At 70.0% G+C, this 23813-nt stretch carries 18 protein-coding genes; 7 read left to right on the top strand and 11 right to left on the bottom strand.

Annotated features, from left to right (window positions below):
- Positions 1–6 precede the first annotated feature (6 nt).
- The 3 genes from ABT254_RS13565 (at position 7) to ABT254_RS13555 (ending at position 4157) form a co-directional block, all read left to right on the top strand.
- Positions 7–924 carry a quinone oxidoreductase family protein gene (locus tag ABT254_RS13565; protein ID WP_351468152.1) on the top strand — a complete coding sequence of 306 codons (918 nt, stop codon included), beginning with the start codon at positions 7–9 and terminating at the stop codon, positions 922–924.
- A gap of 145 nt (positions 925–1069) precedes the next feature.
- Complete coding sequence (locus ABT254_RS13560; RefSeq protein WP_351468149.1) at positions 1070–2935, top strand: exo-alpha-sialidase; 1866 nt, start codon at positions 1070–1072, stop codon at positions 2933–2935.
- 10 nt (positions 2936–2945) lie between these two features.
- Positions 2946–4157: a DUF5005 domain-containing protein gene (locus ABT254_RS13555; protein WP_351468146.1), complete on the top strand. Its 1212-nt coding sequence runs from the start codon at positions 2946–2948 to the stop codon at positions 4155–4157.
- On the opposite strand, the gene ABT254_RS13550 is transcribed toward ABT254_RS13555, so the two are convergent.
- On the bottom strand, positions 4093–5142 hold the full coding sequence (locus ABT254_RS13550) for a bile acid:sodium symporter family protein (RefSeq protein ID WP_351468143.1): 1050 nt from the start codon (positions 5140–5142) through the stop codon (positions 4093–4095). The two genes, ABT254_RS13555 and ABT254_RS13550, sit on opposite strands and share 65 nt — an antisense overlap.
- Before the next feature lie 141 nt (positions 5143–5283).
- On the opposite strand from ABT254_RS13550, the gene ABT254_RS13545 reads away from it, so the two are divergent.
- The gene (locus ABT254_RS13545; RefSeq protein ID WP_351468140.1) at positions 5284–6156 is read left to right on the top strand and encodes a LysR substrate-binding domain-containing protein; all 873 of its coding nucleotides are present in this window, start codon (positions 5284–5286) and stop codon (positions 6154–6156) included.
- Here the strand turns inward: ABT254_RS13545 and ABT254_RS13540 are convergent.
- Positions 6153–7133, bottom strand: coding sequence for an Lrp/AsnC family transcriptional regulator (locus tag ABT254_RS13540; RefSeq protein WP_351468137.1), 981 nt, complete (start codon positions 7131–7133; stop codon positions 6153–6155). The genes ABT254_RS13545 and ABT254_RS13540 overlap by 4 nt on opposite strands.
- Positions 7134–7251: 118 nt before the next feature.
- Between ABT254_RS13540 and ABT254_RS13535 the strand changes: the two genes are divergently transcribed.
- Together ABT254_RS13535 and ABT254_RS13530 are read left to right on the top strand one after the other, a co-directional pair.
- Positions 7252–8760 carry an MFS transporter gene (locus ABT254_RS13535; protein WP_351468134.1) on the top strand — a complete coding sequence of 503 codons (1509 nt, stop codon included), beginning with the start codon at positions 7252–7254 and terminating at the stop codon, positions 8758–8760.
- Between the two features lie 242 nt (positions 8761–9002).
- The gene (locus tag ABT254_RS13530) at positions 9003–10829 is read left to right on the top strand and encodes an AMP-dependent synthetase/ligase (RefSeq protein WP_351468131.1); all 1827 of its coding nucleotides are present in this window, start codon (positions 9003–9005) and stop codon (positions 10827–10829) included.
- 18 nt (positions 10830–10847) lie between these two features.
- Here ABT254_RS13530 and ABT254_RS13525 read toward each other — a convergent pair whose 3' ends face one another.
- From ABT254_RS13525 to pqqA, 9 genes are read right to left on the bottom strand one after another with little or no spacing between them, the layout of a single operon-like run.
- A complete protein-coding gene (locus ABT254_RS13525) occupies positions 10848–12878 on the bottom strand; it encodes a PQQ-dependent sugar dehydrogenase (RefSeq protein WP_351468128.1) in 2031 nt (676 codons plus the stop codon).
- A gap of 11 nt (positions 12879–12889) precedes the next feature.
- Entirely contained in the window at positions 12890–15139 is a 2250-nt protein-coding gene (locus tag ABT254_RS13520) for an alpha-galactosidase (RefSeq protein ID WP_351468125.1), read from the bottom strand.
- Entirely contained in the window at positions 15136–18363 is a 3228-nt protein-coding gene (locus ABT254_RS13515; protein WP_351468122.1) for a glycosyl hydrolase family 28 protein, read from the bottom strand. The genes ABT254_RS13520 and ABT254_RS13515 overlap by 4 nt, the downstream gene beginning before the upstream one ends.
- A gap of 11 nt (positions 18364–18374) precedes the next feature.
- Positions 18375–19163: a polysaccharide lyase family protein gene (locus tag ABT254_RS13510; protein WP_351468119.1), complete on the bottom strand. Its 789-nt coding sequence runs from the start codon at positions 19161–19163 to the stop codon at positions 18375–18377.
- A gap of 4 nt (positions 19164–19167) precedes the next feature.
- Positions 19168–20355 carry a glycoside hydrolase family 88/105 protein gene (locus ABT254_RS13505; RefSeq protein WP_351468116.1) on the bottom strand — a complete coding sequence of 396 codons (1188 nt, stop codon included), beginning with the start codon at positions 20353–20355 and terminating at the stop codon, positions 19168–19170.
- Positions 20352–21428 (bottom strand): pyrroloquinoline quinone biosynthesis protein PqqE, encoded by a 1077-nt coding sequence (pqqE, locus tag ABT254_RS13500; RefSeq protein WP_351468113.1) that lies wholly within the window; start codon positions 21426–21428, stop codon positions 20352–20354. The genes ABT254_RS13505 and pqqE overlap by 4 nt, the downstream gene beginning before the upstream one ends.
- Positions 21425–21679, bottom strand: coding sequence for a pyrroloquinoline quinone biosynthesis peptide chaperone PqqD (gene pqqD / locus ABT254_RS13495; RefSeq protein ID WP_351468110.1), 255 nt, complete (start codon positions 21677–21679; stop codon positions 21425–21427). Before pqqD ends, pqqE begins: the two co-directional genes overlap by 4 nt.
- Positions 21676–22392 carry a pyrroloquinoline-quinone synthase PqqC gene (pqqC, locus tag ABT254_RS13490; protein ID WP_351468108.1) on the bottom strand — a complete coding sequence of 239 codons (717 nt, stop codon included), beginning with the start codon at positions 22390–22392 and terminating at the stop codon, positions 21676–21678. The genes pqqD and pqqC overlap by 4 nt, the downstream gene beginning before the upstream one ends.
- Positions 22393–22414: 22 nt before the next feature.
- Positions 22415–22555, bottom strand: coding sequence for a pyrroloquinoline quinone precursor peptide PqqA (pqqA, locus tag ABT254_RS13485; RefSeq protein WP_351469102.1), 141 nt, complete (start codon positions 22553–22555; stop codon positions 22415–22417).
- Positions 22556–22864: 309 nt separating this feature from the next.
- On the opposite strand from pqqA, the gene ABT254_RS13480 reads away from it, so the two are divergent.
- On the top strand, positions 22865–23701 hold the full coding sequence (locus tag ABT254_RS13480; protein ID WP_351468105.1) for an aldo/keto reductase: 837 nt from the start codon (positions 22865–22867) through the stop codon (positions 23699–23701).
- Positions 23702–23813: the final 112 nt, after the last annotated feature.

Here is a 23813-nt window from a genome sequence, read left to right as displayed (position 1 = left end):
GGTGTGATGCGCCGCGTCCGCTACGAGTCCACCGGCGGCCCGTTGTTCATGGAGGAAGCTCCGGTCCCCGAGCCCGGGCCCGGGGAACTCCTCGTCCGCTGCGCGGCCGTGGGCGTCACGCTCCCCGTCGTCCGCAAGGTCACCGAGGCCGCCGAGCCGATCCCGCTGGGCGGTGAGATCGCGGGCGAGGTGGTGGCCGTCGGCGCCGGAGTCACCCGGGTCCGCACCGGTGAGCGTGTGACGGGGCTGTGCTTCGGGCACGGTTACGCCGATTTCGCGCTCCTGCACGAGGCCATGGCCTCCCCCATACCGGACGGCGCGTCCGCCGTCGACGCGGTCGCGCTCGTCCGCAGCGGCCTCGTCGCCCTCGGCGCGCTGACCGCCGCACACCCCGAGCCCGGCGAGACGGCGCTGGTCACGGCTGCCGCGAGCGGAGTCGGCCAGCTGGCCGTGCAGTTGGCGAAGGCGCGGGGCGCGGCCCGGGTGGTGGGGGCCGTCTCCGATGCCGCGAAGGCGGACTTCGTTCGCTCCCTCGGCGCGGACGACGTCGTCGCGTACGGCGACGAGAGCTGGGGAGATCCCGTCGACTACGCCTTGGATGCCGTCGGCGGCGAGCTGCTCACGCCGGCCGTCGCGGCGCTCGCTCCGGGCGGGCGGCTGGTGGCCTACAGCTCGGGCGGCGGGACCATCCAGGCGTACGACCTGCTCGTCGGCGCCAAGTCCGTGATCGGCTTCCAGATGGCGCGGATCGCGCGCGGGAAGCCGGAGCTGTACGAGCGCTGGCGGCAGGAGTTGTGGCAGCTGTTCGGGGCGGGCGCGCTGAAGCCGGCCGTGCACGGGGAGTTCGCGCTGGAGGACGCGGCGAAGGCGCATGCGGTGATCGAGTCGCGGCGCAATCTGGGCAAGGTGGTGCTGCGCCCCTGAGGTCCGCGGTGGCGCGCCGCCGCGATCCCCGTCGAGTAGCTGCACGGTCCTTGTGAGGCTCCGGTGACCCCAACTAGCCTCTGTGGTGCGGACATTGGACGTGGGATGTCCAGATGTCCAGACCTCTGAAGGGCAGGTTCGCACCATGCCGTCACGTCTTCGCGCACGTCTGAGAACCGTGTTCGCAGCGGTCGTCGTCACCGCCGCACCGGCCGTGTCGCCGCATCCCGCGCAAGCCCAAACCCCCACCACGGCTCCCGCGTTCGAACAGCAGGTGATCTTCAAGGCCTCCCAGGACCCCGGCTACGCCTGCTTCCGCATACCGGCCGTCGTGAAGTCGGCCGACGGCACGCTGCTGGCCTTCGCCGAGGGCCGCGTCCGCAACTGCGGGGACGCCGGGGACATCGACATCGTCCTCAAGCGCTCCACGGACGGCGGCCGCACCTGGGGCCCGCTCCAGGTCGTCAACCACGGCGGCGGCGACACGCACGGCAATCCGGCGCCGGTCGTGGACCGCGCGACGGGCCGCGTCCTGCTGGCCGAGACGTACAACACGGGCCGTGCGGACGGCTCCAGTTGCACGGTGCCCTGCGACCGGACCCCGCATCTGCAGTACAGCGACGACGACGGGCTGACCTGGTCCGAACCCCGTGACCTGAGCTCCGAGATCCTGCCCGCGGACTGGAACTCCTGGTACGCCACCGGGCCCGTGCACGGCATCCAGCTCACCCGTGGCAGGCATGCCGGCCGGCTGCTCTTCGGCGTCAACACCGAGACGTGGAACGGCACCAGGGTCACCGCCAACCACGCGGCGCTGATCGTCAGCGACGACGGCGGCGACCACTGGCGGATCGGCGCCACCGACATCTGGCCGATCGCCGACGACGGCACCTTCCGGCAGAAGCCGTCCGAACTCACGCTCACCGAGCGCACCGACGGCTCGGTCCTGGTCAGCGGCCGTGAGCAGGACGGCACCGACCTCGGTCACCGCACGCAGACGGTCAGCCGGGACGGCGGCGACAGCTTCGCCACCCCGTTCCGCGACCTGCCCGACCTCTACACACCGCAGGTGCAGGGCTCGATGCTGCGTCTGGGCGACAGCATCCTGCTGGCCTGCCCCGGTGACCCCGACCGCCGCCGGACCATGATGGTCCGCTCCTCCTACGACGGCGGACGCACCTGGGACAGCGTGGACCGCGGCACGGTCGTCACCACGGACTGGTCGGGCTACTCCGACATGGTGCGCGTCGACCGCGACACGGTGGGGCTGATGTACGAGGGCGGTGCCGTCGACGCCCGCGACGAGATCCGCTTCGCCCGCTTCACCGAGGACTGGCTGCAACCGCGCCGCGGCCCGGGTCCGAGCACCGTCGACCTCGCCCGGCACCAACCGCCGGCGGCCGTGCTCGGGGGCGCCCGGGAGACGGACGGCATGTTCGGCGGGGCGCTGGAGTTCGACGGTGTCGACGACGCCGTACGCCTGCCGTATCGGGACGAACTCCCGCTCGGGACGCGGGACTTCACGGCCTCGCTGTGGTTCCGGTACACCGCCACGACCGGTGAGCAGCCGCTGCTGTGGATGGGCGGGATCGGCACCACGCAGCCCCAGGTCTGGCTGCGCGCCGAGCCCGCGAGCAACCGCATCCAGGGGCTGATCACCGTGCGCAGCGGTGCTTCGGCCCCGCAGTCGGCGTCCGTGCGCACCACGGGGGCGTACAACGACGGGCAGTGGCACCACCTGGCGCTGCGGCGCGGCGGCGGGCGACTGACGCTGTTCCTCGACGGTACGCAGCTCGGCACCGCCGACGTGCCCGGATCGGTCAGCCGCAACTCGCCGTTCGGTGTGCACATCGGGCAGCGCATGGACGGCCGGGCCTTCTTCACCGGTGCGATCGACGAGGTCCATGTGTGGGACCGGGCGCTGAGCGACGAGGAACTCGCCGCACAGGACGTGTCCTTCAAGGACACCGTGCTGTGGCTGCCCATGGACCATGTGAGCAACAGCCACTAACGTCCCGTGGGTGCCCGACGACGTACGAGCACGACAGCGGACGGGAACCGGCCTCGGCTTGCTGCTGGCCCTGGTTCTCGGGGCCGTGCTGCTCACCGCCCTCCCGGACCACGGTCGACGGGAGGGCGGCGCGTGTACGCCGCACACGGTCTCCTCCTGGTCGGCCGACGACCGTCTCACCGGGGAGTTCGCACGGTACGGCGACGACGCGACCCGAACCGACGACTGGACCGGCGGCGACGGCACCCACTCGGTGCGGCTGCCGGACGGGCGGGTGCTGTGGCTGTTCTCGGACACCTATCTCGGCCAGGTGCACCGCCCGCCCAATCCGGTCGGCGAGTCGTACGCCTGGCGGGACACGACGGCCCCGCTGGTGCGCAACTCGGCGGTGGTGATGGACGGCGGGGGCCGCCTGCGGAGCACCCTCCCCGCCCCGCTCTTCCCCGACCCCGCCCAGAACCAGTGGCGCTGGCCGGTCGCGGCACGGGTCGAACCGCGCTCCCCCGGTGCCTCCGAGAAGGTCGTCCGGGTGCTGCTGTGGGTGCGGTCGGCCGGGCAGTCCCCGTGGATCTACGGAGTGCCCACCGCGACCGAGGTCGCCACGCTCTCCCTGCCGGATCTGCGGGTCGAGTCGGTGGTGAAGGTGCTCGACCAGAGCCTGGTGCCCGATCCGTCGCGTCGGATCCTGTTCGGTACGACGCTGGTGGAGCAGGGCGGTTGGACCTACGTCTTCGGCGGCGACGACGGGCGGGCCGCGTCCCGGCCGGCCTCGTCGGCGTATGTGGCGCGGGTCCCGCAGGGGCGGCTCGGGGACGCGGCCGCCTGGCGGTACTGGGACGGCTCGGGATGGGGGCTTCGGCCGCGGCCGGTGAACGGGGCGAAGGTGGGCAGCGCGTTCTCGGTGGTGCGGGTGGGCGGGACGTATGTGCTGTTCACGATGGCGGCGGGGACGGCCGGTCTGACCACCGTGACCTCGTACTGGGCGTGTGACCCCGCCGGGCCGTGGCACGGCCCGACGAGGAGCTTCAGCCCCTCGCTGCCGACGGCGGGCGTCGCCGCGTACAACCCGCAGGTGCATCCCGAGCTGAGCGGCGACGGGCGGCTGGTGCTGAGCTACGACGTCAACTGGCTGGAGACGAGCGGCGCTTCGGCGAGCATCAACGCGAACGTGACCCTGTACCGGCCGCGGTTCGTGACGGTGCGGGTGGCTCGGTCGCAGTGACCTCGGCGGCTTCCTCCACGGGGTCGTGCGAGCGGCGCTTGGCGATCACCGCGCAGACCATGAGCTGCATCTGGTGGAAGAGCATCAGCGGCAGCACGGCCAGCGAGGCGTGGGCGCCGAACAGGACGCTCGCCATGGGGAGACCGGAGGCGAGGGACTTCTTGGAACCGGCGAACTGGATGGCGATCCGGTCCTCGCGGTCGAAGCGCAGCGCCTTGCCGCCGTACCAGGTCAGGGCGAGCATCACGGCGAGCAGGACGGCCTCCACGACCAGCAGGCCGCCCAGCCGGACCGGGCTCACCTGGTGCCAGATGCCCTGGACCATGCCCTCGCTGAACGCGGTGTAGACGACCAGCAGGATGGAGCCGCGGTCGACCAGGCCGAGGACCTTCTTGTGCCGGGCGACGAAGCCCCCGATCCAGGGCCGCAGCAGCTGCCCGGCGAGGAAGGGCACGAGCAGCTGGAACACGATCTGGACGAGCGAGTCGGCCGAGAACCCGCCGGCGCTGCTGCCCAGCAGGGCCGCCGCGAGGAGCGGGGTGATCACGATGCCGACGAGGGAGGAGAAGGAGCCGGCGCAGATCGCCGCCGGAACGTTTCCCCGGGCGATCGACGTGAAGGCGATCGACGACTGGATCGTCGACGGGACGAGGGTGAGGAAGAGCAGGCCCTGGTAGAGCGGGTGGGTCAGGAGGACCGGGACGAGACCGCGGGCGGCCAGGCCCAGCAGCGGGAAGATCACGAACGTGCAGGCGAGGACCGTGCCGTGCAGCCGCCAGTGCTTGAGTCCGTCCAGCGCCTCACGGGTGGAGAGCCGGGCGCCGTACAGGAAGAAGAGGAAGGCGATCGCGGCCGTGGAGGCGCCCGAGGCCACGTCGGCCCCCGCCCCGCGCGCCGGGAGCAGAGCCGCGAGGCCCACCGTCCCGAGCAGCAGCAGGATGTACGGGTCGATCGGTATCCAACTCGGCCATCGCAGGCGTTTCACGGTGCTCCACTTGCTTGTTGCTGTCGGCGGTCCGGGGCCGGAGGGCCCCCGCCCATCGTCCTCCTCCGGGAGCCGATCGGGAATCCGTCATACCGCTCTGACTGCCATCGCGATCCACGATAAGCGGCTACCGTGGTTGCCATGTACGACCCCTCCCACCTGCGGACCTTCCTGGCGGTCGCCCAGACGCTGAGCTTCACGCAGGCCGCCCGGCGGCTGGGGCTGCGGCAGTCCACCGTCAGCCAGCACGTGCGTCGCCTCGAGGGCGCCACCGGGCGGCAGCTGTTCTCCCGGGACACCCACTCCGTGGAGCTGACGGAGGACGGTGAGGCGATGCTCGGGTTCGCACGGCGGATCCTGGAGGTGCAGGAGCAGGCGTCGGCGTTCTTCACGGGCACACGGCTGCGCGGCCGGCTGCGCTTCGGCGCCTCGGAGGACTTCGTGCTGACCCGGCTGCCGGAGATCCTGGAGGGCTTCCGGCACGACCATCCCGAGGTCGATCTGGAGCTGACGGTCGAGCTGTCGGGCACCCTGCACGAGCAGCTGGCCGCCGGGAAGCTGGACCTGGTGCTGGCCAAGCGGCGCCCGGAGGACCCGCGGGGCGAGCTGGTCTGGCACGACGAACTGGTGTGGATCGGCGCGGAGCGGCTGCGCCTGGACGCGGACCGGCCGGTGCCGCTGATCGTCTTCCCGCCGCCGGGCATCACGCGCGCGCTCGCCTTCGAGTCCCTGGAGCGGCAGGGCCGGCCGTGGCGCATCGCCTGCACCAGCGGCAGCCTGAGCGCCCTGATCGCGGCGGCCCGGGCCGGCCTCGGCGTCATGGCGCACTCCCGCGGCCTGATCCCCCCTGGCCTGGTCCGCGTCCCCGACCGCTTCGGCCTGCCCGAACTCGGCCGCGTCGACTTCGTCCTGGACCACGGCACCCGCCGCACCTCCGCCCAGAGCGCGGCGGACGCCCTGGCGGCGACGATCCTGGCGGGCGGGGTGCGGCTGCAGCGCAGGCGCAGGGGCTAGCGCGGCCTCGGCCGGTACGTCAGCTGCTTGACGTTGCGCAGATACGGCGTCACCTCCACATGCTGGACGCCCTCCAGGTGGCCGAGGGGGCCGCTGAGGTAGTCGTACAGATCGGAGGTGTTCCTGACCACCGCCGTCGCCGTGACGTTGGTGGGGCCCGCGGTCGCGGAGACATGGGCGATCGGGGCGTGCTCGGCGAGCGCCCGGCCGACGCCATGGAGTGCCGTGGGGGCGACGGTGAGCCAGAGGGCGGCCATCAAGGGGTGGCCGACGATCTCGGGATCGTACTCGCAGTCGATGTAGACCGCCCCGGAGGCGATCAGTGTGGCCAGGCGTCGTTTGACCGCGGACTCCGAACGGCCGGTGGCGCGCTGGAGCTCGGGGTAGGTGGCGCGCCCGTCGCGTTCGAGGACGGCGAGCAGCGGCTCGTCCTCCGGGGCGATCCGGGCGGGGCCCGGATCGGGGACGGGATCGGGGGTGAGGGCCTCGATCTGGTCCGGGGCGAGCGCCGAGAACTTCCGCAGCCAGCCCTGCGGGCCGCCGAAGTAGCGGTGCAGCTTCTGGTACGCGCGGATCTCCAGCAGCCTCGGGGTGCGCGGGAGCTTGCCCAGCAGGAGGTCGTCGCGGTCGCCGGCGTTGCGCGGCCGGGTGCCGAGGACGATCTCGGTGCCGCCGGAGGCCAGCCCGATCCAGCTGGTGTCGGGCCGTTTGGCGAGCGCCTCCGCGATGGTCTGGGCGCTGTCGGGGACGCAGCGCAGCCGCAGCGTCCAGTGGTCCAGGCCGAGGGCGTCGCTGTCCAGGACCGCGACGACGCGCAGGCCGCCCTCGGCGCACAGGCGCCGGTAGCGGCGTGCGACGGTCTGGTCGGAGACCCCGATCACGGCGCCGATCCGGCTGAAGGAGGCCCTGCCGTTGATCTCCAGCGCGCTCAGCAGTTGCAGGTCCAGCTTGTCGAAGACATCGGATTCCATCTCCATCCGGGCTGCTCCTGTCGGATTCCGTCGCCAGATGCCTGGCTTCCATTGCAATCTGCCGCTCGCCGTCCATCGTACGGAGAGACGCAACCGACGTACACGAAGCACTGGAGTTGAGGACATGCGTACATGGGGGCCGCTCACGGCGGTGTGCCTGAGCACGTTCATGTTGTTGCTGGACGTGACCATCGCGGTGGTCGCACTGCCGGACATGGCGGGTTCGCTGCACGCCTCGCTGAGCGATCTGCAGTGGGTGATGGACGGGTATGCGCTGGCGCTGGCCGCGCTGCTGCTCGGGACGGGCGCCGCGGCCGACATCCTGGGCCGGCGGCGGGTGCACGTCGTGGGCGTGGTGGTGTTCGCGACGGCCTCGCTGCTGTGCGGGCTGGCGAGCGGGCCGGGGATGCTGGTCGCCGCGCGCTGCCTGCAGGGTCTCGGCGGGGCGGCGATGCTCGCGACCACACTGCCGCTGCTGGGCTCCGTCTACCAGGGCAAACAGCGGTCGGTGGCGCTCGGCGTGTGGGGCGCGGTCAGCGGCGCGGCGGCCGCGGTGGGGCCGGTGCTCGGCGGGGTGCTGACGGACGGACCGGGCTGGCGGTGGATCTTCTACGTCAATCTGCCGGTGAGCGTGGCCGCGGTGTGGCTGACCCTGAAGGTCGTCCCGGAGTCGCGCGGCTCCCGCGAGCGGCGTGTCGACTGGGCGGGAACGGTGACGTTCGCGGCCTTCGCGGGCGGGCTGACGTACGGGGCGGTGCGGGCCGGGGAGCACGGCTGGGCCGAGACGGGCACCCTCGTGACGTTCGCGGCGGCGGTCGTGGCGCTGGTCTGCTTCGTCGCCGTGGAGCGGCGCGGCGCGGACCCGCTGCTGGATCCGCGGCTGTTCCTCAAGCCCGCGTTCTCCGTGGTGATGCTGGGTGCGCTGGCCTTCAGCGCGGGGGCGTTCGGTCTGATGGCGTACGACTCGATATGGATGCAGTCGCTGCTCGGGATGAGCCCGGTGCGCGGCGGTGCGGTGTTCCTGTGGATGTCGCTGCCGGCGTTCGTGGTGGCCGCGGCCGGCGGGCGGCTGCTGCACGGGGTGCCGGCGCGGATCACGGTCGGCGGCGGGCTGCTGCTGGTCGGCTCGGGGCAGTTCTGCATGACGGTGCTGGACGCGGGGTCGACGGCGTCCGCGCTGGCACCGGGCATGGTGCTGGTCGGTGTCGGTACGGGGCTGGTGGCGCCCGGCATCGCGGGCGCGGCGCTGGCCGCCGTACCGCCGGAGCGGTCCGGGATGGCGGGCGGCGCGGTCAACACCTTCCGGCAGCTCGGCCTCGCGCTCGGCATCGCCGTCTACGGCACGATGCTGACGTCGCGCATGCAAAGCACGCTGCCTCACGGGGCGGCCCATGCCCTGGCGGGAGGCGGGGCGGAGGCCCTGCGCGGGGCTTTCTCCGAGCATGCGCTGCGGTCGGCGTTCGCGTCGGGCCTGAACACCGCGGCGGTGGCGGCTGGGCTGACCGCGACGGTCGCCGGAGCGCTGGTGATCGTCCTGGTCAGGACGGCGCGCCCCAAACGGCCGGAAGTAACGGAATCCTCCGCTCCTGCGCTGACAGAGGAGAGGACGGCCCCACTCGGACAGAGCCGCTGACGGGCGCCGGGGCCGGTTACCAGGTCGTACAGATTCGGTGGAGATTACGGGCCCGAAACTTACTCAACCGTCAGTTTTCTGTCCGACCCTTCCGGATGTGAGCGCATTTTCCGGCCGTGACCAGCGTGTACCTGAGCACCGCTCGGATTCGTCCCCCCCTCCCGCCCTGTCGCCGTCTGGGGTAGCTTTCACGCCCTGTGCGGAGTAGCACTAAATCGGGCGCCGAGGAACGGGGAGCGGGTTTGCGCGAGTTCACCAACCCTCCGTTGACGTTGTCACCGCCGGTGGGCGGTCTGGCCGACGTCGTCTTCGAGCGTGCCCAGGAAGACCCGCTGCACATCAGCCTCGGCCGCAAGGACGACCAGGGGCAGTGGCGTGATGTGACCTCGGCGGAGTTCCGGGACGAGGTGCTGGCCCTGGCCAAGGGGCTGCTGGCGCGCGGCATCCGCTTCGGCGACCGTGTCGCGATCATGTCCCGTACCCGCTACGAGTGGACGCTGTTCGACTTCGCGCTGTGGACGATCGGCGCCCAGGTGGTGCCGATCTACCCCACGTCCTCGGCCGAGCAGTGCTTCTGGATGCTCTACGACGCCGAGTGTTCGGCGGCGATCGTGGAGCACGAGGACCACGCGATGACGATCGCCAGCGTCATCGACCGGCTGCCGCAGCTGCACCAGCTGTGGCAGCTCGACCTCGGAGCCGTGCAGGAGCTGTACGACGCGGGCGCGTACATCGACGACGAGGTGGTGCACCGGCACCGGCAGGCCGTCACCCCCGACTCGACCGCGACGATCATCTACACCTCGGGCACCACGGGCCGCCCCAAGGGCTGTGTCATCACCCACGCCAATTTCATGTACGAGGCGGACACGGTCGCCGAGCACATGGAGCCGGTCTTCCACTCCAAGAAGGGCGACGAGGCGGCGACACTGCTGTTCCTGCCGCTCGCGCACGTCTTCGGACGGATGGTGGAGGTCACCGCGATCCGCCACGGGATCCGCTTCGGCCACCAGCCGCAGATGAACGCCGCCGCGTTGCTGCCGGACCTGCAGGCGTTCAAGCCGACGTTCATCCTGGCGGTGCCGTACATATTCGAGAAGGTCTTCAACGCCTCCCGCCGCAAGGCCGAGAAGGAAGGCAAGACGGGCCCCTTCGAGAAGGCCGTCGAGATCGCGGTGAAATACGCGGACGCCGTCGAGGCGAAGGCCTGGGGCATCGGCCCCGGCCCCTCGGCCGGACTGCGCGTGCAGCACCAGCTCTTCGACAAGCTCGTCTACTCCAAGGTACGGGCCGCGATGGGCGGCCGTATCCGCAACGCCATCTCCGGCGGCTCCGCGATGGACCGCCGGCTCGGCCTGTTCTTCGCGGGCGCCGGCGTGCAGATCTACGAGGGCTACGGCCTCACCGAGTCGACGGCGGCCGCGACCGCCAACCCGCCCGAGCGCACCCGCTACGGCACCGTCGGCCAGCCCATCCCGGGCGTCACCGTGCACATCGCGGACGACGGCGAGATCTGGCTGCACGGCCCGAACATCTTCCAGGGCTACCTCAACAACCAGAAGGCCACCGACGAGACCCTGCACGACGGCTGGCTCGCCACCGGCGACCTGGGCTCCCTCGACGAGGACGGCTACCTCACGATCACCGGCCGCAAGAAGGAGATCCTGGTGACCTCCGGCGGCAAGAGCGTCTCCCCCGGTCTGCTGGAGGAGCGGGTGCGCGACCACCCGCTGGTCAACCAGTGCATCGTCGTCGGCAACGACCGCCCCTACATCGCCGCCCTGGTCACCCTCGACCAGGAGGCCGTCGAGCACTGGCTGGCCATGCGCGGCAAGCCGCAGATGTCGCCGGCCGAGCTGGTGCGGGACGCCGACCTGGAGACGGAGGTGCGGCGTTCGGTCGTCGCCGCCAACACCCTCGTCTCGCAGGCCGAGTCGATCCGCACCTTCCGGATACTGGCCCAGCCCTTCACCGAGGAACACGGTCTGCTGACCCCGTCCCTGAAGCTGAAGCGCAAGGCCATCGAGAACGCCTACGCCAACGAGGTCGAGGCGCTCTACCGGGCCTGAGCCCCTTCTGGCGCACCGTCAACTGATGTTGATGCGGAAGAGCTTGTCCGATCCGTCCGGCTGGTTTCCGTTGTTGTCGCAGTTGGTGGTCGACAGCCACAGCTGGTCGGCGCCCGGCACCTTGGTCACGGTCCGCAGCCGGCCGTACGTTCCCACGTAGTACGCGGTCGGTGTGCCGACGCTCTCGTTGTCCCCGTTGATCGGGATCCGCCACAGCCGCTCGCCGCGCAGGGACGCCATGTAGACGACGTTGCGGACGATCGCGATACCGCTGGGCGAGGCCTCGGAGACGTTCCAGGTGGCCTTCGGGTTGGTCATCCCGGCGGTGCCGCAGGTGCCCTCGCAGATCGGCCAGCCGTAGTTGGCGCCCGGCTTGATGAGGTTGAGTTCGTCCTTGGAGCTGTTGCCGAACTCCGCCTCCCACAGACGGCCGTTGCGGTCGAAGGCGAGGCCCTGCGGGTTGCGGTGGCCGAGGCTGTAGACGTAGTTGCCGAACGGGTTGCCGGGGGCCGGCTTCCCGTCGGTCGTCATGCGCAGGATCTTGCCGTTGAGGGAGTTCTTGTCCTGTGCCAGGTCGGGCGTCTGGGCCTCGCCGGTGGAGACGTAGAGGTAGCCGTCGGGGCCGAAGGCGAGGCGGCCGCCGTTGTGGTAGCGGTTCTTCTTGATGCCCTGGAGCAGGATCTTGTAGTCGCTGAGCCTGGTGCCGTCGTACGTCATGCGCACGACCCGGTTGCCCTCGGAGGCGGTGTGCATGAAGTAGACGTAGTGGTCGGTGTCCCACTTGGGGTCGACGGCGACGCCGAGCAGTCCGCCCTCGCCGTTGGTGGTGACGGCGTTCGGGACGGTGCCGACCTGGGTCCTCGTGCCGTCCTTGGTGACCTTCCAGACCTTGAAGTCGTCCCGCTCGGTCACCAGGGCGGTCTTGCCGTCGGGCATCCAGTAGGTGCCCCAGGGGATGGTCCAGCCGCTGGAGAGCGTCGCGATCGAGGACGGGACGCCGCCGTCGGTCGCGCACGCCTTCGTGGTGAAGGTGACGGTGTTGCCGGCCTCGGAGACGTTGCCGGCCGCGTCCCGGGCGACGACGTTCAGGCTGTACGGGCTGTTGCAGGCGAGCCCGGTGAGGGTGGTCGACGTGCCGGTGGTGACGGTGTCGTAGACGGTGGTGTCGCTGCGCACGTCGTAGGCGACGACCCCCTTGTCGTCGGTCGAGGCACCCCACTTGAGGTCGGCGCTGTTGGCGGTGACGTTGCTCGCGGACAGCGTGCCCGGCTTGCTCGGCGGGGTGGTGTCGGAACTGGGTTTGGTGGTGCAGTCGACGACCGGGCTGGCGGGCGAGGTGTTGCCCGCCGCGTCGCGGGCGATCACCGTGAGGTTGTAGTCGGTGTTGGGCGTGAGTCCGGTCAGCGTCTTGGAGGTCGAACTCCCCGGCGCCTCACTGATCTTGTTGCCGTGCTCGTAGATGTCGTACGCGCTCACCCCCACGTTGTCCGTGGACGCCCCCCAGGCCAGGGTGAGGGAGTCCTCGCCGATGTCCGAGCAGCCGGGCTGTCCGGGACGGGTCGGGGCCTGGGTGTCGGCGGCCGCGGCGAGGCTGATCCGGTCGAGGTTGGGGCCGCCGTTGGCGGTGGTGGCAGTGGCCCGGATCTTGTCCGTGCCCGCGGTCAGCGGGACGTTGACGGTCTTGGTGACCCAGGTGTTCCAGTCGGCGGTGGCCGGGAAGGACACCCCGGAGGCGACGACCGTGCCGCCCACGGAGATGTCCATCGGCCGGTCGGTGGAGGTCCCGTTGGCGTAGCGCAGGGTGAGGGCGGAGGTGCCGGCGGAGGCCGCGCTCACCGTGAACTCCACATAGGAGCCCTTGACGTTGGTGTAGTCGACGAAGCCGGTGCCGGTGTACCCGGTGTGGTTGGTGGCCACGGTGCCCTGCGAGATCTGGGCGTCCTCGGCCTGGTAGTCGGTGGCGGCCAGCGCGGTGCCCTGGCCGAGTCCGGCGAGCGGCACCGCCAGGGCCGCCGCGACGCCGTACGGCAGAACTCTTCTGATGTTCACGGATGTTCCCCTCAGCCCGTGTACTGGGTGAAGACCTTGAGGTAGTCGTACGGCTGCTGCGTCACGCCGCTGCACGCGTCGCCGTCGGTGCCCGAGCCGCAGGCCCGGTCGCGGTTGACGGCCCAGTAGGTGAGCCGTCCGATGTGGTGCTGCTGGGCGTAGGCGAGCATGGTCTTGAAGTCGGCCACCCGCACGCGCTCACCGGAGTCGTCGGTCCTGCCGTTCATCGACGACAGCCCGATGTGGGTGTAGGCGGTGGCGTCGCTGTATCCATAGGCCGACTTCACCCGGGCCTTGAGTCCTTCCATGGCCTTGGTGGTGAGGCTGCCCATGTTGGTGGTGCCGCCGCCGAAGTCGAACGGCATGACGCACCAGACGTCGTTCGCCAGACCGGAGTTGGCGGCCCGCTTGATCATGTCGACGCCGGTGGAGTCGGGGCCGCTGGACGTGGTGCCGAAGGTGATGACGGTCTTCAGGCCCGGGTTGTTCGCCTTCACCGTCTTCAGCGCGTCGACCACCCGCTGCCGCACGGTCGCGTTGGACCACTCGGTGTTCTCGATGTCGATGTCGAGCGCCTTCAGCCTGTAGGCGTTGATCACCTTCTGGTAGGCGCCGGCGAGCGCGGAGGCGCTGGAGCACTTCTCGCCGAGCTTGTTCCCGCTCCAGCCGCCGACGGAGACGACGACGTCACCGCCGGCCGCCCTGATCGCGTTGATCGTGGACTGGTCGCTGCCTCCGGTCAGCGGGCGGGAGCCGTCCCACTTCGGGTTGCAGGTGCCGTCGGAGAGGATGAAGGCGAGGGTGAACCACTTGACGCCGGTCGCGGACATCACCGACGTGGGGCTTTGGGGGCTGCCCCAGCCGAGGTACTCGTAGGGGGCCACGGCGAAGCCGGGCGAAGCGGCCGCCGCCTTCAGTGAGTTGACGGGCTTGACCCGGATGAGCCGGGTCTCGCCCGGACGCAGGGTCGCGCTGTAGGAGTCGGCGATCACGCCCTTGTGGGATCCGGACCAGAGGTCGGTCACGTCACCCGAGCCGCTGAAGCCGACCTGCGACCAGTTCACGCTCACCGTCGCGTTGCCCGAGGTCCCGGTGTTGAACAGGGCCACGACGTACTGTCCGTCGCTCTCCTTCTTGCTCCAGACCTGTTTGACACCGCTGTTCACGATCCGCTTGGCCGCGACCCCGTCCTGGTCGACGCCGATCAGCCGGTCGTTGGTCAGCATCGCCTTGTCGACGGAGTCGAGTCGGGTGAGATCGGTGCCGAGCAGCAGCGGGGCCGCCGCCATCGACCACAGCGTGAAGTGCGAGCGGCGCTGGTCGGCCGTCAGGCCCACCTGGTCGCCGTTGCCGATCTCCAGCGAGTCCAGGTCGTTCCAGCCGCCGGGGCCGGCGTACGGCTGCCAGGAGGCCGCCGAGTCGAACCGCTTGGAGACGTGGGACCAGTCGGTCAGCGGATAGCCGCTGCCGTTGCTCCCCGGCCCGCAGTAGCACTCGACGTCACCCTGGGTGCGCCAACTGTTCGCAAGTTTCCGCCAGGTGGAGGCGTCCGCGATCGGCAGGTTGTTGGACAGGGCGAAGTTGATGGGCCGTCCGCCGGCCCGCAGCGCCTTGTCCCAGGCCTGGACGTCGGGGATGTCGGCGCTGCCCACCCCGTCGATCTTCAGGTAGTCGACCCCCCAGGACGCGAACTGCTTGGCCCAGGAGTTGACGAACTCCTGCGCGCCCGGCTTGGAGTAGTCGATGTAGTACATGTTCTTGCAGTTGTAGTTCTTCTCGGTCCTGGACGTGTCCGCGATGTCCTTCGCGTGGTACGAGGTCCCCTCGATCGGTGTGTTCTTGGTGACGGCGTTCTTCGCGATGCCGGGGGTGACGTAGAAGCCGAACTTCAGACCCTTGGAGTGGACGTAGTCGGCCACCCCCTTGATGCCGTCCGGGAACTTGGCGGTGTCGACGGCCCAGCGACCGTAGTTGTCCACGGTGAAGCCGTTGCTGTCGCACTTCTGCCAGAAGTCGTCGAGATTGACGTAGACGAAGCCGTGGTCCTTCAGGCCACTGGAGACCAGCGCGTCGGCCTGGGCCTTGATCTTCGCCTCGGTCGGCGTGCGGCGCACGAAGCTCCAGCTGGACCAGCCCATGGCGGGCCGGGCGGACTGGCCGTTGTCGGAGGCGGCCGCCGGGTGGGCGGTGCCCACGAGCGGCACCGCCGCGGCGAGCAGCAGGCCCGCCGCCGCGGCCGTGAGGGATCTGAGACGGATCATGACTGTCCCCCGTTCGCGGGTGTGGCGTACGACGTGCCGATCCACGCCTCGTCGACGCGCAGTCGCTTGTAGCGGGTGGTGTCGCTGGAGGCGGCCCAGGTGGTGTCGACCTCGAGCCGGACGTAGCGGGCGCCCGCGGCGGTCAGGTCGATGCCCTGAATGCCGCGGCGGCTGGGCAGCTGGCCGGACTTGACCGCGCTCCCCCAGGTCGAGCCGTCGTTGCTGAGGAACACCTTGTAGTCCTTGATCCGCGCCGACTGCTCGGTGCTGGAACGGGCGTAGGCGACGGAGTCCTCGCGCTGGTTGAGCCCGATGTACTGCACCTTCTTGGCCGAGCCGAGGTCGAAGGTGAGGTTCACGGGGAGGGTCTTGTTGCTGTCCCAGTAGGTGAGGTAGTCGCCGTCGCCGGCCGCCGACGCGCCGTGCCCGCTAGCGGAGGCGCTCGCGCTGACCTTGACGCCGGTGAGGATGCCCTGGCGGCCGGCCGTGGTGACCTTGAAGACCGTGTCGTACGGGTCCCAGGTGCCGAGCCCGCTCAGGGTGAGCACGCCGCCGGACTGCGACCACGAAACCGCCGCTCCCGTGCGGAGGTTGGTGACGGAGGCGATGCGGTAGCCGTTGTCGCGGATGCGCAGGGTGCTGGTGCTGGGCGGGGTCAGGACGTGGACGTACTGGAAGTTCGGGTCGCTCTTGCTGATCGTCGTGACGCCGTGCGCGCCGTCGTTCCAGAAGCCGGGCTTGAGGCCGCCGTACATGTAGCCGCCGCCCTCGGTGCCGTGCAGGGACTCCCAGATGGGGTCGAGGTAGGAGTCGGCGAAGGTGTTGAAGGACGCCTGGTTCGACGGGAACTTGCCGTTGACCTGGGCCGTCTCGGCCATCAGCGCCTTCACCGAGGAGCCGGCGTTGGTGATGAGGCGGCCGAGGGTGAGCGCGCGGTCGACGGAGGGGTTGGAGCCGTCGTACCACCACGCACCGGTCGAGGGCAGCTTGAAGTCGGCCTCGGTCAGGCGGGGTTGGGCGGTGTAGATCGCCTGCGGGTAGTCGTAGGCGGGTGTCATGCCCGTCTTCTGCTCATTGCTGATCATGTCCATGATCGACGTGTCTTCGTTGTTGTTGCTGAGCGTGTAGTTCGGGCGCTTCTGGTAGATCTGCCGGTAGAGGTCGTGGCTCTCCCAGTACGCGTTGTCGTTGTCGATCCAGAAGCCGCCGAGGTCGGGGTAGCGGTCCATGACCTCGAAGAAGTTGTCGTAGCTGAACTGCCCGAAGCCGTCGCGGGTGGTCAGGTCGACGTTCCTGCCCTTGTAGGCGGAGTAGGCGTCCGAGTCGAGCCACTCGTGGCCCCCCTCGTCGTGCCACTGCGGGTCGTCGGTCATGTAGAGGATGACCTTCATGCCCTTGGCCTTGGCGGCGGTGATCAGCTCGCCGAGGAAGTCCCGCTCGGTGGAGCAGGATCCGGGGATCTTCGACGGCCAGGGGCGGGCGTAGCCGAGGCGGCTGTGGAAGGTGGCGAGAACGAGGTACTGGGTGTGCAGTTTCTTCGCCTCGTTCACCCAGTAGTCCGGTGTCCAGCCGCCGCTCGTGACGTCCTTCTCCCAGGCGGTGCAGCTGGTGTGGGCGGGTGCGGTGCGCAGGCCCCAGTGCAGGAAGAGCCCGCCGACGGAGTTGCGCAGGAAGTCCTGGCGGGGGTTCTCCAGGTCGAGGGGCCGTACGGCGCGCGTGCAGTTCTCGGTGGACCCGCTGCTGGACACCCGCAGCGTCACGCCGCTCAGGCAGTACCCGTCGACGTCCTGGAAGCCCAGATCGTACGGCGAGTTCGAGCCGCGCTGCGCGGTGAAACCGGTGAAACGGATGCCGCTCGCCGCGTTGGCGATGACCGCGGGGCGACCGTCGTTCGCCGCGAACTTGACCGAGCTGTCGGTGAATTGGACGTTGTCGGCGTTGTGCAGGTACCAGCCGTACGCCGGGCGCGTGCCGATGGCCTTCGGGTTGTAGTCGCCCGGGTCGTTGCTCGGTACTCCGGTGGACATGGTGCCGTTGCCGCCGGGCACGGTGATGTGGACGTCGTTGAAGGTGACGCCGTTGATGCGGTGGCCGGTCTCGCCCCAGAGGGTCGGGCTGAAGGACGGGCTGTTGCCGGTGGCCGTGATGTTGTCGTAGGTGATGTTGCTGATCGATCCGATGCCCGGGCTGTTGCCGCATCGTTTCCGGGTGCCGATCTTCTGCATGATCGGCGAGTGGACGTTGGTCATGGTGATGTCGCGGTAGTGGACGTCGGAGATCTTCGCCCCGTCCATCGACACCATGCCGAGGCCGGACTTGTCCGCGCCGTCGATGCGGATGTTCTCGAACCGGTAGTCCGAGAAGTCTCCGCAGGTCTCGGAGCCGAACATCAGGGCGTTGCAGCAACGGGCCGACAGGGAGGAGTCGTTGACGCGGACGTGGCCGTTCGGGAGCTTGGCTCCGAGGGCGTAGTCGCTCTTGAAGACGAGCGCGTCGTCGTTGGCCTTGATGTCGGCGTTCGTCACCGTGACGTTCGTCGTGGAGATGATGTTCCAGCCGTCCCGGTCGCTCGCGGTGTCGATCGTCAGACGGTCCGAGGTGACGTTCTTGCAGCCGTTGATCAGTGCGGCGAAGTGCCCGCCGCGGCGCAGGGTGAGTCCGTCGCCGATACGGAGTCCGTCGCAGCGCGTCAGTGAGATGATCTTGTCGGCCTCGCCTGACTTCGGGTTGCCGGTGATCAGGTTGCCCATGCCGTCGATGACGCCCTGTCCGACGAAGCCGATGTCGGTCAGCTTGTCGCCGTAGATCATCGCGTCGTGGAAGTGGCTGTGCCCGTAGTCCTGGTAGGCGTCGTACGGGTTGGCCTCGGCCTTGTCGTAGGTGTCTGCGCCGGAGCCCTGGAGGGTGGCGCCCTTGTCGAGCTGGAGCGTCACATGGCTCTTCATGTGGATGGTGTTCTTGGACTTGTAGGCGCCGGCGGGGAAGCGGACGATTCCGCCGCCGTCGGCCGAACTCGCCGCCGTGATGGCCTTGTTGATGGCCGAGGTGTCGTTGGCGGAGCCGTCCGCCTTGGCTCCGTAGTCACGGACGTCGTAGACGGCGGCGGTGTGCGGGGTGCGGTGCGGGGCCGCGAGCGCGGCGGGGTGGGCGAGTCCGAGGACGACGGCGATGACGAAGAACACGATCGCCGCCGGCCCCGTCCGCCGTGCGGTGGGGGGTCTCATATGACGGCCTCTCAGACGAGTTGGTAGCCGCGGAGGTTGGTGAGCAGCAGATAGGTGTCCTGGAGGGACCCGGAGGTGTCGCCGAGGGAGCGGTAGATGCCCCACTTCGGACGCACACGGTCGGCCAGAAAGGTGTCGACGCCGGTCTTCGACGCGTCGACGACAGTGGAGCCGGCGGACTTCAGGATCCAGCGGACCGAGCCCGCCGAGCCGTTGCCCACCTTGATCTGGAAGTCGACGTCGGTCCACTTGTCGTGCAGCGGATCGAGGTCGGTGCGGCCGACGAGGATGTCGTCGACGGCCAGTTTCAGCTCGATGGTCTGCCTGCCGTTCACCCGGCGCAGGGACTGCACCACGATCGGCGAGGTGCCGTTTCCCGGCTGCTTCATCTGCATGATGTGGGTGAAGGTGGTCGTGGCCTTCAGCGAGCTCGGGATGTACATCGAGTACGTGAGCCGCCAGGTCTGGCCCTGGGTCCACTTGAGGTAGTTGCTACCGCTGCCGTTGCGCAGGCCCGTGACCTCCTGGCGCTGGCGGTCGGTCGAGGTGTCGCGGTCGACGGTGTGCATGTTGAAGCGCCAGTTGTTGCCGGTGGCGAAGATGTGCGGATGGCCGGCCGGGTGCGAGTCGGCGCGGTCGTCCTCGACCGTCTCGAAGGCGCCGAGGCCGTCGCGGCTCGCGGACGGTGCCCACTTCTGCTGCCAGGAGGCGGCATGGGCGGTGGCGGCCGGCAGGCCGACCGCTGCCGTGGCCGCGCCACCGAGAGCGGCACCCAGCACCGCCCTTCTGGATGTGCTCATGACATTAATCACCTCGCAGTTGCTCGTTCATGATCAGGAAGGCACCCAGGCCGTGGAGGTCGTTGGTGGCCCGGGTGCGGGCGACGTAGTACCCGTAGTCGCCGACGTTCGTGCCGACGGAGATGTCGGCGAGGTCGGTACGGCCGTCCGGGCCGGTCGACAGCTTGGCGAGCACCCCCTGGTAGCCCCGGCGGGCGACGGCCGCGTAGTGCGGGTCGAGGTAGTGCTGCTGAGCTCCGCGTGAGAGGGCGTAGGTGAACATGCTGGAGCAGGACGTCTCGGTCCAGTTGCCGCTCCGGCCGCCCTTGTCGATCACCTGGAACCAGCGTCCGGTCGCCGGGTCCTGGTACTTCTCCAGGCCGGCCGCCAACTTCCCGAAGACGCCGAGTAGTTGGGCCCGGCGTGGATGGTTTACGGGGAGCGCGTCCAGCACATTGACGATCGCCATGGAGTACCAGCCGACCGCGCGGCACCAGTGCTCGGGGGCGAGCCCCGTCTGCGGGTCGGCCCAGCTCGCGCTCTTGGACTCGTCGTATGCGTGCCGGAGCAGACCGTTCGCCACCTGCAGATGGCTGCCGTACACGTACAGCTGCTTCGCCGCCTCGTCGTCGGTGCCCGCACTGCCGCCGAACTCCTTGCCGTACTCGACGAGGAACGGGTTCACCATGTAGACGCCGTCCGACCAGAGCTGGTGGGCGCGGCTTGCGGATTCCGCGTGCCAGAAGCCGCCGTCGGCGGTGCGCGGGTAGGTGCTCAGGCGGTCGACGATCTTCTTGGCCGCCTTGCGGTAGCGGTCCTGGCCCGTCTCGTGGTGCAGGATCACCAGCAGCCTGCCGGCCTGCATGCTGTCCAGGCTGTTGAAGGACTGGCCGATGGAGCCGTCGCTCTTCACGAAACGGTCGACGTAGTCCTTGATGTAGGCCAGATAGCGGGCGTCATGGGTGCGCCGGTACGTGAGGTACTGGCCGTAGAGGTAGAGGCCGACCGGGTAGGACCAGCCGCCGATGCTGCTCGGGGTGTAGCGGGCCATCGTGGAGTCGACGACGGCCACGGACCAGTCGGGGGCGGCGGCCCGGAGGTGTGCGGGCGCGGGGGCGGCGGGCGGAGCCGGTGTCGCCGCCGGCAGCGTGACGAGGCCGGCGGTGACGAGGGCGAGGGTCGTCAGCGCCGTCCGCAGACGTCCGGTTCTCATGTTCCTCCCTTTCGGTAGGCGTACGCGAGGTCACCGCGCGCCCCCTCGACGAGATCGCGTACGAGGTGGTGGTCGGGGGCGTGCCGGCAGGCGGGGTCGGTACGGCCGGCGTCGCCGGTGAGGGCATGGGCCTGGCATCGGCAGCCGCCGTGGTCGGTGGAGCGCAGGGCGCAGCCGCGGCAGGGTTCGGGCATCCAGGACTCGCCGCGATAGGCGTTGAAGGCCTTCGACTCCCGCCAGATCCACGCCAGCCGGTGCTCGCGCACGTTCGGCGGGTCGAGGTCCGGCAGGGCGGCCGCGGCCGGGCAGGGCAGGACGGTGCCGTCCGGGGCGACGGTGAGCGAGACCGCGCCCCAGCCGCCCATGCAGGGTTTCGCGGTGGCGTCCACCCAGTCCGGGGCGACCCACACCAACTCCACAGCACCGTCGAGGAGTTGGCGCCAGCGGGCGACCGAGGCGCGGGCCTGTGCGACCTGTTCCCGGGTGGGCAGCAGCGCCGCGCGGTTGCGCAGGGCCCAGCCGTGGAACTGCGTGTGGGCGAGTTCGATGCGGTCGGCGCCCCACGACAGACCGAGGGCGATCAGCTCGTCGAGGGCGTCGAGATTGGCGCGGTGGAGCACGATGTTGAGGCCGAAGGGGAGACCGGAGGCGCGGATCAGCCGGGCGGCGCGCTCCTTGGCCGCGAACGAGCGGGCGCCCGCGATGCGCTCGGAGGCCCGGGGGTCGGCGTGCTGCACCGAGAGCTGGACGCTGCGCAGCCCGGCCTCGGCGAGCTGCGCCGTGCGCCGCTCACTCAGGCCCACCCCGCTGGTCACCAGCTGGGTGTAGAGGCCCGCGGTGTCGGCGGCCGCGACGATACGGGGCAGATCGCGCCGGAGCAGGGGCTCGCCGCCGGACAGATGTGTCTGCACGACGCCGAGGTCGGCGGCCTGGCGGAACACGTCGGACCACTGCCCGGCATCCAACTCCTTTGACCGACCGATCAGTTCGACGGGGTTGGAGCAGTACCCGCAGCGCAGCGGACAGCCGTGGGTGAGTTCGGCGAGCAGCGCCCAGGGGGCGGCCACGGTCATACGAGCCAGCCCTCCTTCCGCAACGCGGCGAGGAAGCCGGGGACTTCGGCGGCGACGGGCGCGGCGGGGTACCGCTCTCCGAGCTCAGCGACGATGTCGTCCACCGCGCGCGTGCCGTCGCAGAGGCCGAGGACGGGGCCCGCGCTGCCGCGCAGCACGACCACCCGCTCCGGGAGCAGCAGCAGATCGGTGTCCCGGACGCGATCGTGGTGCAGGACGACACCTCGGGAGAGCGCCGGACGCCAGGTCATGGGCCGCCCCCGTCCACCGCGTCCAGCAGTGACCACAGCACCTCGCACTTGAACTTCAGCGCGGCCAGTGCGCGTTGCTGCTGCTCGCGGGTGCGGGCCAGGTCGAGGACCAGGGCGAGGGCCTCGGTTCCGTCGCGGCCGCCCTGGTCGATGCGGGTGCGGAAGTAGGCGAGGCCGTCGGGGTCGATCCAGGGGTAGTGGCGCTCGAAGGCGGCGATGCGGATGCGCATGAGACCGGGAGCGGACAGCTCGGTCAGCGAGGCCGCGATCGCGTCCAGGGCCGGGCGCAGACGGCAGAAGTTGACGTATCCGTCGACCGCGAAGCGGACGCCGGGCAGCACCCGGGAGCCGTCCCACAGTTCGTCGCGGTGCAGGCCGGCCGCCTCGCCGAGGCGCAGCCAGCGTTCGATCCCGCCCTCCCCCTCGGCCGTGCCGTCGTGGTCCTGGATCCGGCGCAGCCAGGACCTGCGCAGCTCGGGCCGGTCCAGCCCGGCGAGGATCAGGGCGTCCTTGACGGGGATGTGGCGCTGGTAGTGGAAGCGGCCCGCGATCCAGCGGCGCAGCTCCGCCGGGCTCAGTTCACCGCGGTGCATCCGCAGGTTGAAGGGGTGGCGGTCGTGGTAGCGCTCCGCGGCGACGGCGCGCAGCCGCTCGGTGAACTCGGCGGTTCCCCAGGCGGTGGCGCCGTCGGCACGGACGGTGGTCGCGGTCACGGTGCGGTCGCCGTACGGCCGGTCAACGGTCGCCGAGGGCGTACGCGGTCACTTCGAGAGCTGTCTCCACCACCTCATAGCCAGGCTTTTGCCAGGCGTTTTCATCCGATGTCTCTTGCTCCTCCGGGAGGGTTCGTTCCGCGGGGAGGACGCGGCAAAGCATCTCGTTCATGTGGCCGTACCTGCTTTCCTGAGGGGTGGGGGGCTGGGGAGGCCCAGACAGGCGCAAGGAGTTCACATGCATGCACCGAGTTCACGAACTCGGTCGGTGGCGCGATCCAGAGTTGCGGGAGGAGAGGCCCGCGTCAATGGTCCGGACCGAAGACGTCGGATGCATTTCCGGACAATCCCCGGAACCGTCAACTGACTCACCGGTCAGTTCGTATGGATTCTCGCGTCAGGAATGCATGACCGCCCGTGATCGTTGACGATGGGAGTACCACCTGACGACAACCGTAAGGATCAAGAGCTCGTGAGCAGCAAGGTCCCCCCGATCATCCTCAACAACGGCGTCGAAATGCCGCAGCTCGGCTTCGGCGTCTGGCAGGTGCCGGACGACGAGGCGGAGCGGGCCGTCGCCACCGCACTGGAGGCCGGGTACCGCAGCATCGACACAGCGGCGATCTACGGCAACGAAGAGGGCACCGGCAAGGCGATCGCCGCCTCCGGCGTCCCCCGTGAGGACATCTTCCTCACCACCAAGCTCTGGAACAGCGACCATGGCTACGACTCCACGCTGCGCGCCTTCGACGCGTCACTGGACAAGCTCGGCATGGAGTACGTCGACCTGTACCTGATCCACTGGCCGACGCCGGCCCGGGACAACTACGTCGACACGTACAAGGCGTTCGAGAAGCTGTACGCAGACGGCCGCGTGCGGGCGATCGGCGTGTCCAACTTCGAGCCGGAGCACCTTCGGCGGCTGATCGCCGAGACGTCCGTCATCCCGGCCGTCGACCAGATCGAGCTGCACCCGCACCTGCAGCAGCACGCCGCCCGCGAGTACCACGCGGAGCAGGGCATCGCGACCGAGGCCTGGTCGCCGCTCGGCTCGGGCAAGGGCCTCCTCGAGGTCCCGGCGATCGTCGCCATCGCCCAGAAGCACGGCCGCACCCCGGCGCAGGTCGTGCTGCGCTGGCATCTGCAGCTGGGCAACATCGTGATCCCCAAGTCCGTGACCCCGTCCCGGATCAAGGAGAACATCGAGGTCTTCGACTTCAGCCTGGACACCGAGGACCTCGCGGCGATCAGCGCGCTCAACGAGGACCGGCGCCTGGGACCGGACCCGTCGACGTTCAACATGGCCTGACGGCCACCGCGGTACACGGGTCGGCCCCCGCCGTGCGGCGGGGGGCCTCAGCAGCGCGGGGCCCGGGCGCCGGGCCAAAAAGGTGGGGGGCGGGGCTGTTGGCCCGCATGTG

Source organism: Streptomyces sp. NPDC001137 (assembly GCF_040298885.1).
In the GTDB taxonomy this organism is placed as follows: Bacteria; Actinomycetota; Actinomycetes; order Streptomycetales; family Streptomycetaceae; genus Streptomyces.
Note: the sequence above shows the minus strand (reverse complement) of the source record. Positions and strands in the feature narration are given on the sequence as shown.

What these genes read in the sequence shown, in the direction of transcription:
- ABT254_RS13565 (WP_351468152.1), top strand. Translation starts at nt 7, where the DNA reads ATGCGCCGCGTCCGCTACGAGTCCACCGGCGGCCCGTTGTTCATGGAG.
- ABT254_RS13560 (WP_351468149.1), top strand. Translation starts at nt 1,070, where the DNA reads ATGCCGTCACGTCTTCGCGCACGTCTGAGAACCGTGTTCGCAGCGGTC.
- ABT254_RS13545 (WP_351468140.1), top strand. Translation starts at nt 5,284, where the DNA reads ATGTACGACCCCTCCCACCTGCGGACCTTCCTGGCGGTCGCCCAGACG.
- ABT254_RS13540 (WP_351468137.1), bottom strand. Translation starts at nt 7,133, where the DNA reads ATGGAGATGGAATCCGATGTCTTCGACAAGCTGGACCTGCAACTGCTG.
- ABT254_RS13535 (WP_351468134.1), top strand. Translation starts at nt 7,252, where the DNA reads ATGCGTACATGGGGGCCGCTCACGGCGGTGTGCCTGAGCACGTTCATG.
- ABT254_RS13520 (WP_351468125.1), bottom strand. Translation starts at nt 15,139, where the DNA reads ATGATCCGTCTCAGATCCCTCACGGCCGCGGCGGCGGGCCTGCTGCTC.
- ABT254_RS13515 (WP_351468122.1), bottom strand. Translation starts at nt 18,363, where the DNA reads ATGAGACCCCCCACCGCACGGCGGACGGGGCCGGCGGCGATCGTGTTC.
- ABT254_RS13510 (WP_351468119.1), bottom strand. Translation starts at nt 19,163, where the DNA reads ATGAGCACATCCAGAAGGGCGGTGCTGGGTGCCGCTCTCGGTGGCGCG.
- ABT254_RS13505 (WP_351468116.1), bottom strand. Translation starts at nt 20,355, where the DNA reads ATGAGAACCGGACGTCTGCGGACGGCGCTGACGACCCTCGCCCTCGTC.
- pqqE (WP_351468113.1), bottom strand. Translation starts at nt 21,428, where the DNA reads ATGACCGTGGCCGCCCCCTGGGCGCTGCTCGCCGAACTCACCCACGGC.
- pqqD (WP_351468110.1), bottom strand. Translation starts at nt 21,679, where the DNA reads ATGACCTGGCGTCCGGCGCTCTCCCGAGGTGTCGTCCTGCACCACGAT.
- pqqA (WP_351469102.1), bottom strand. Translation starts at nt 22,555, where the DNA reads ATGCTTTGCCGCGTCCTCCCCGCGGAACGAACCCTCCCGGAGGAGCAA.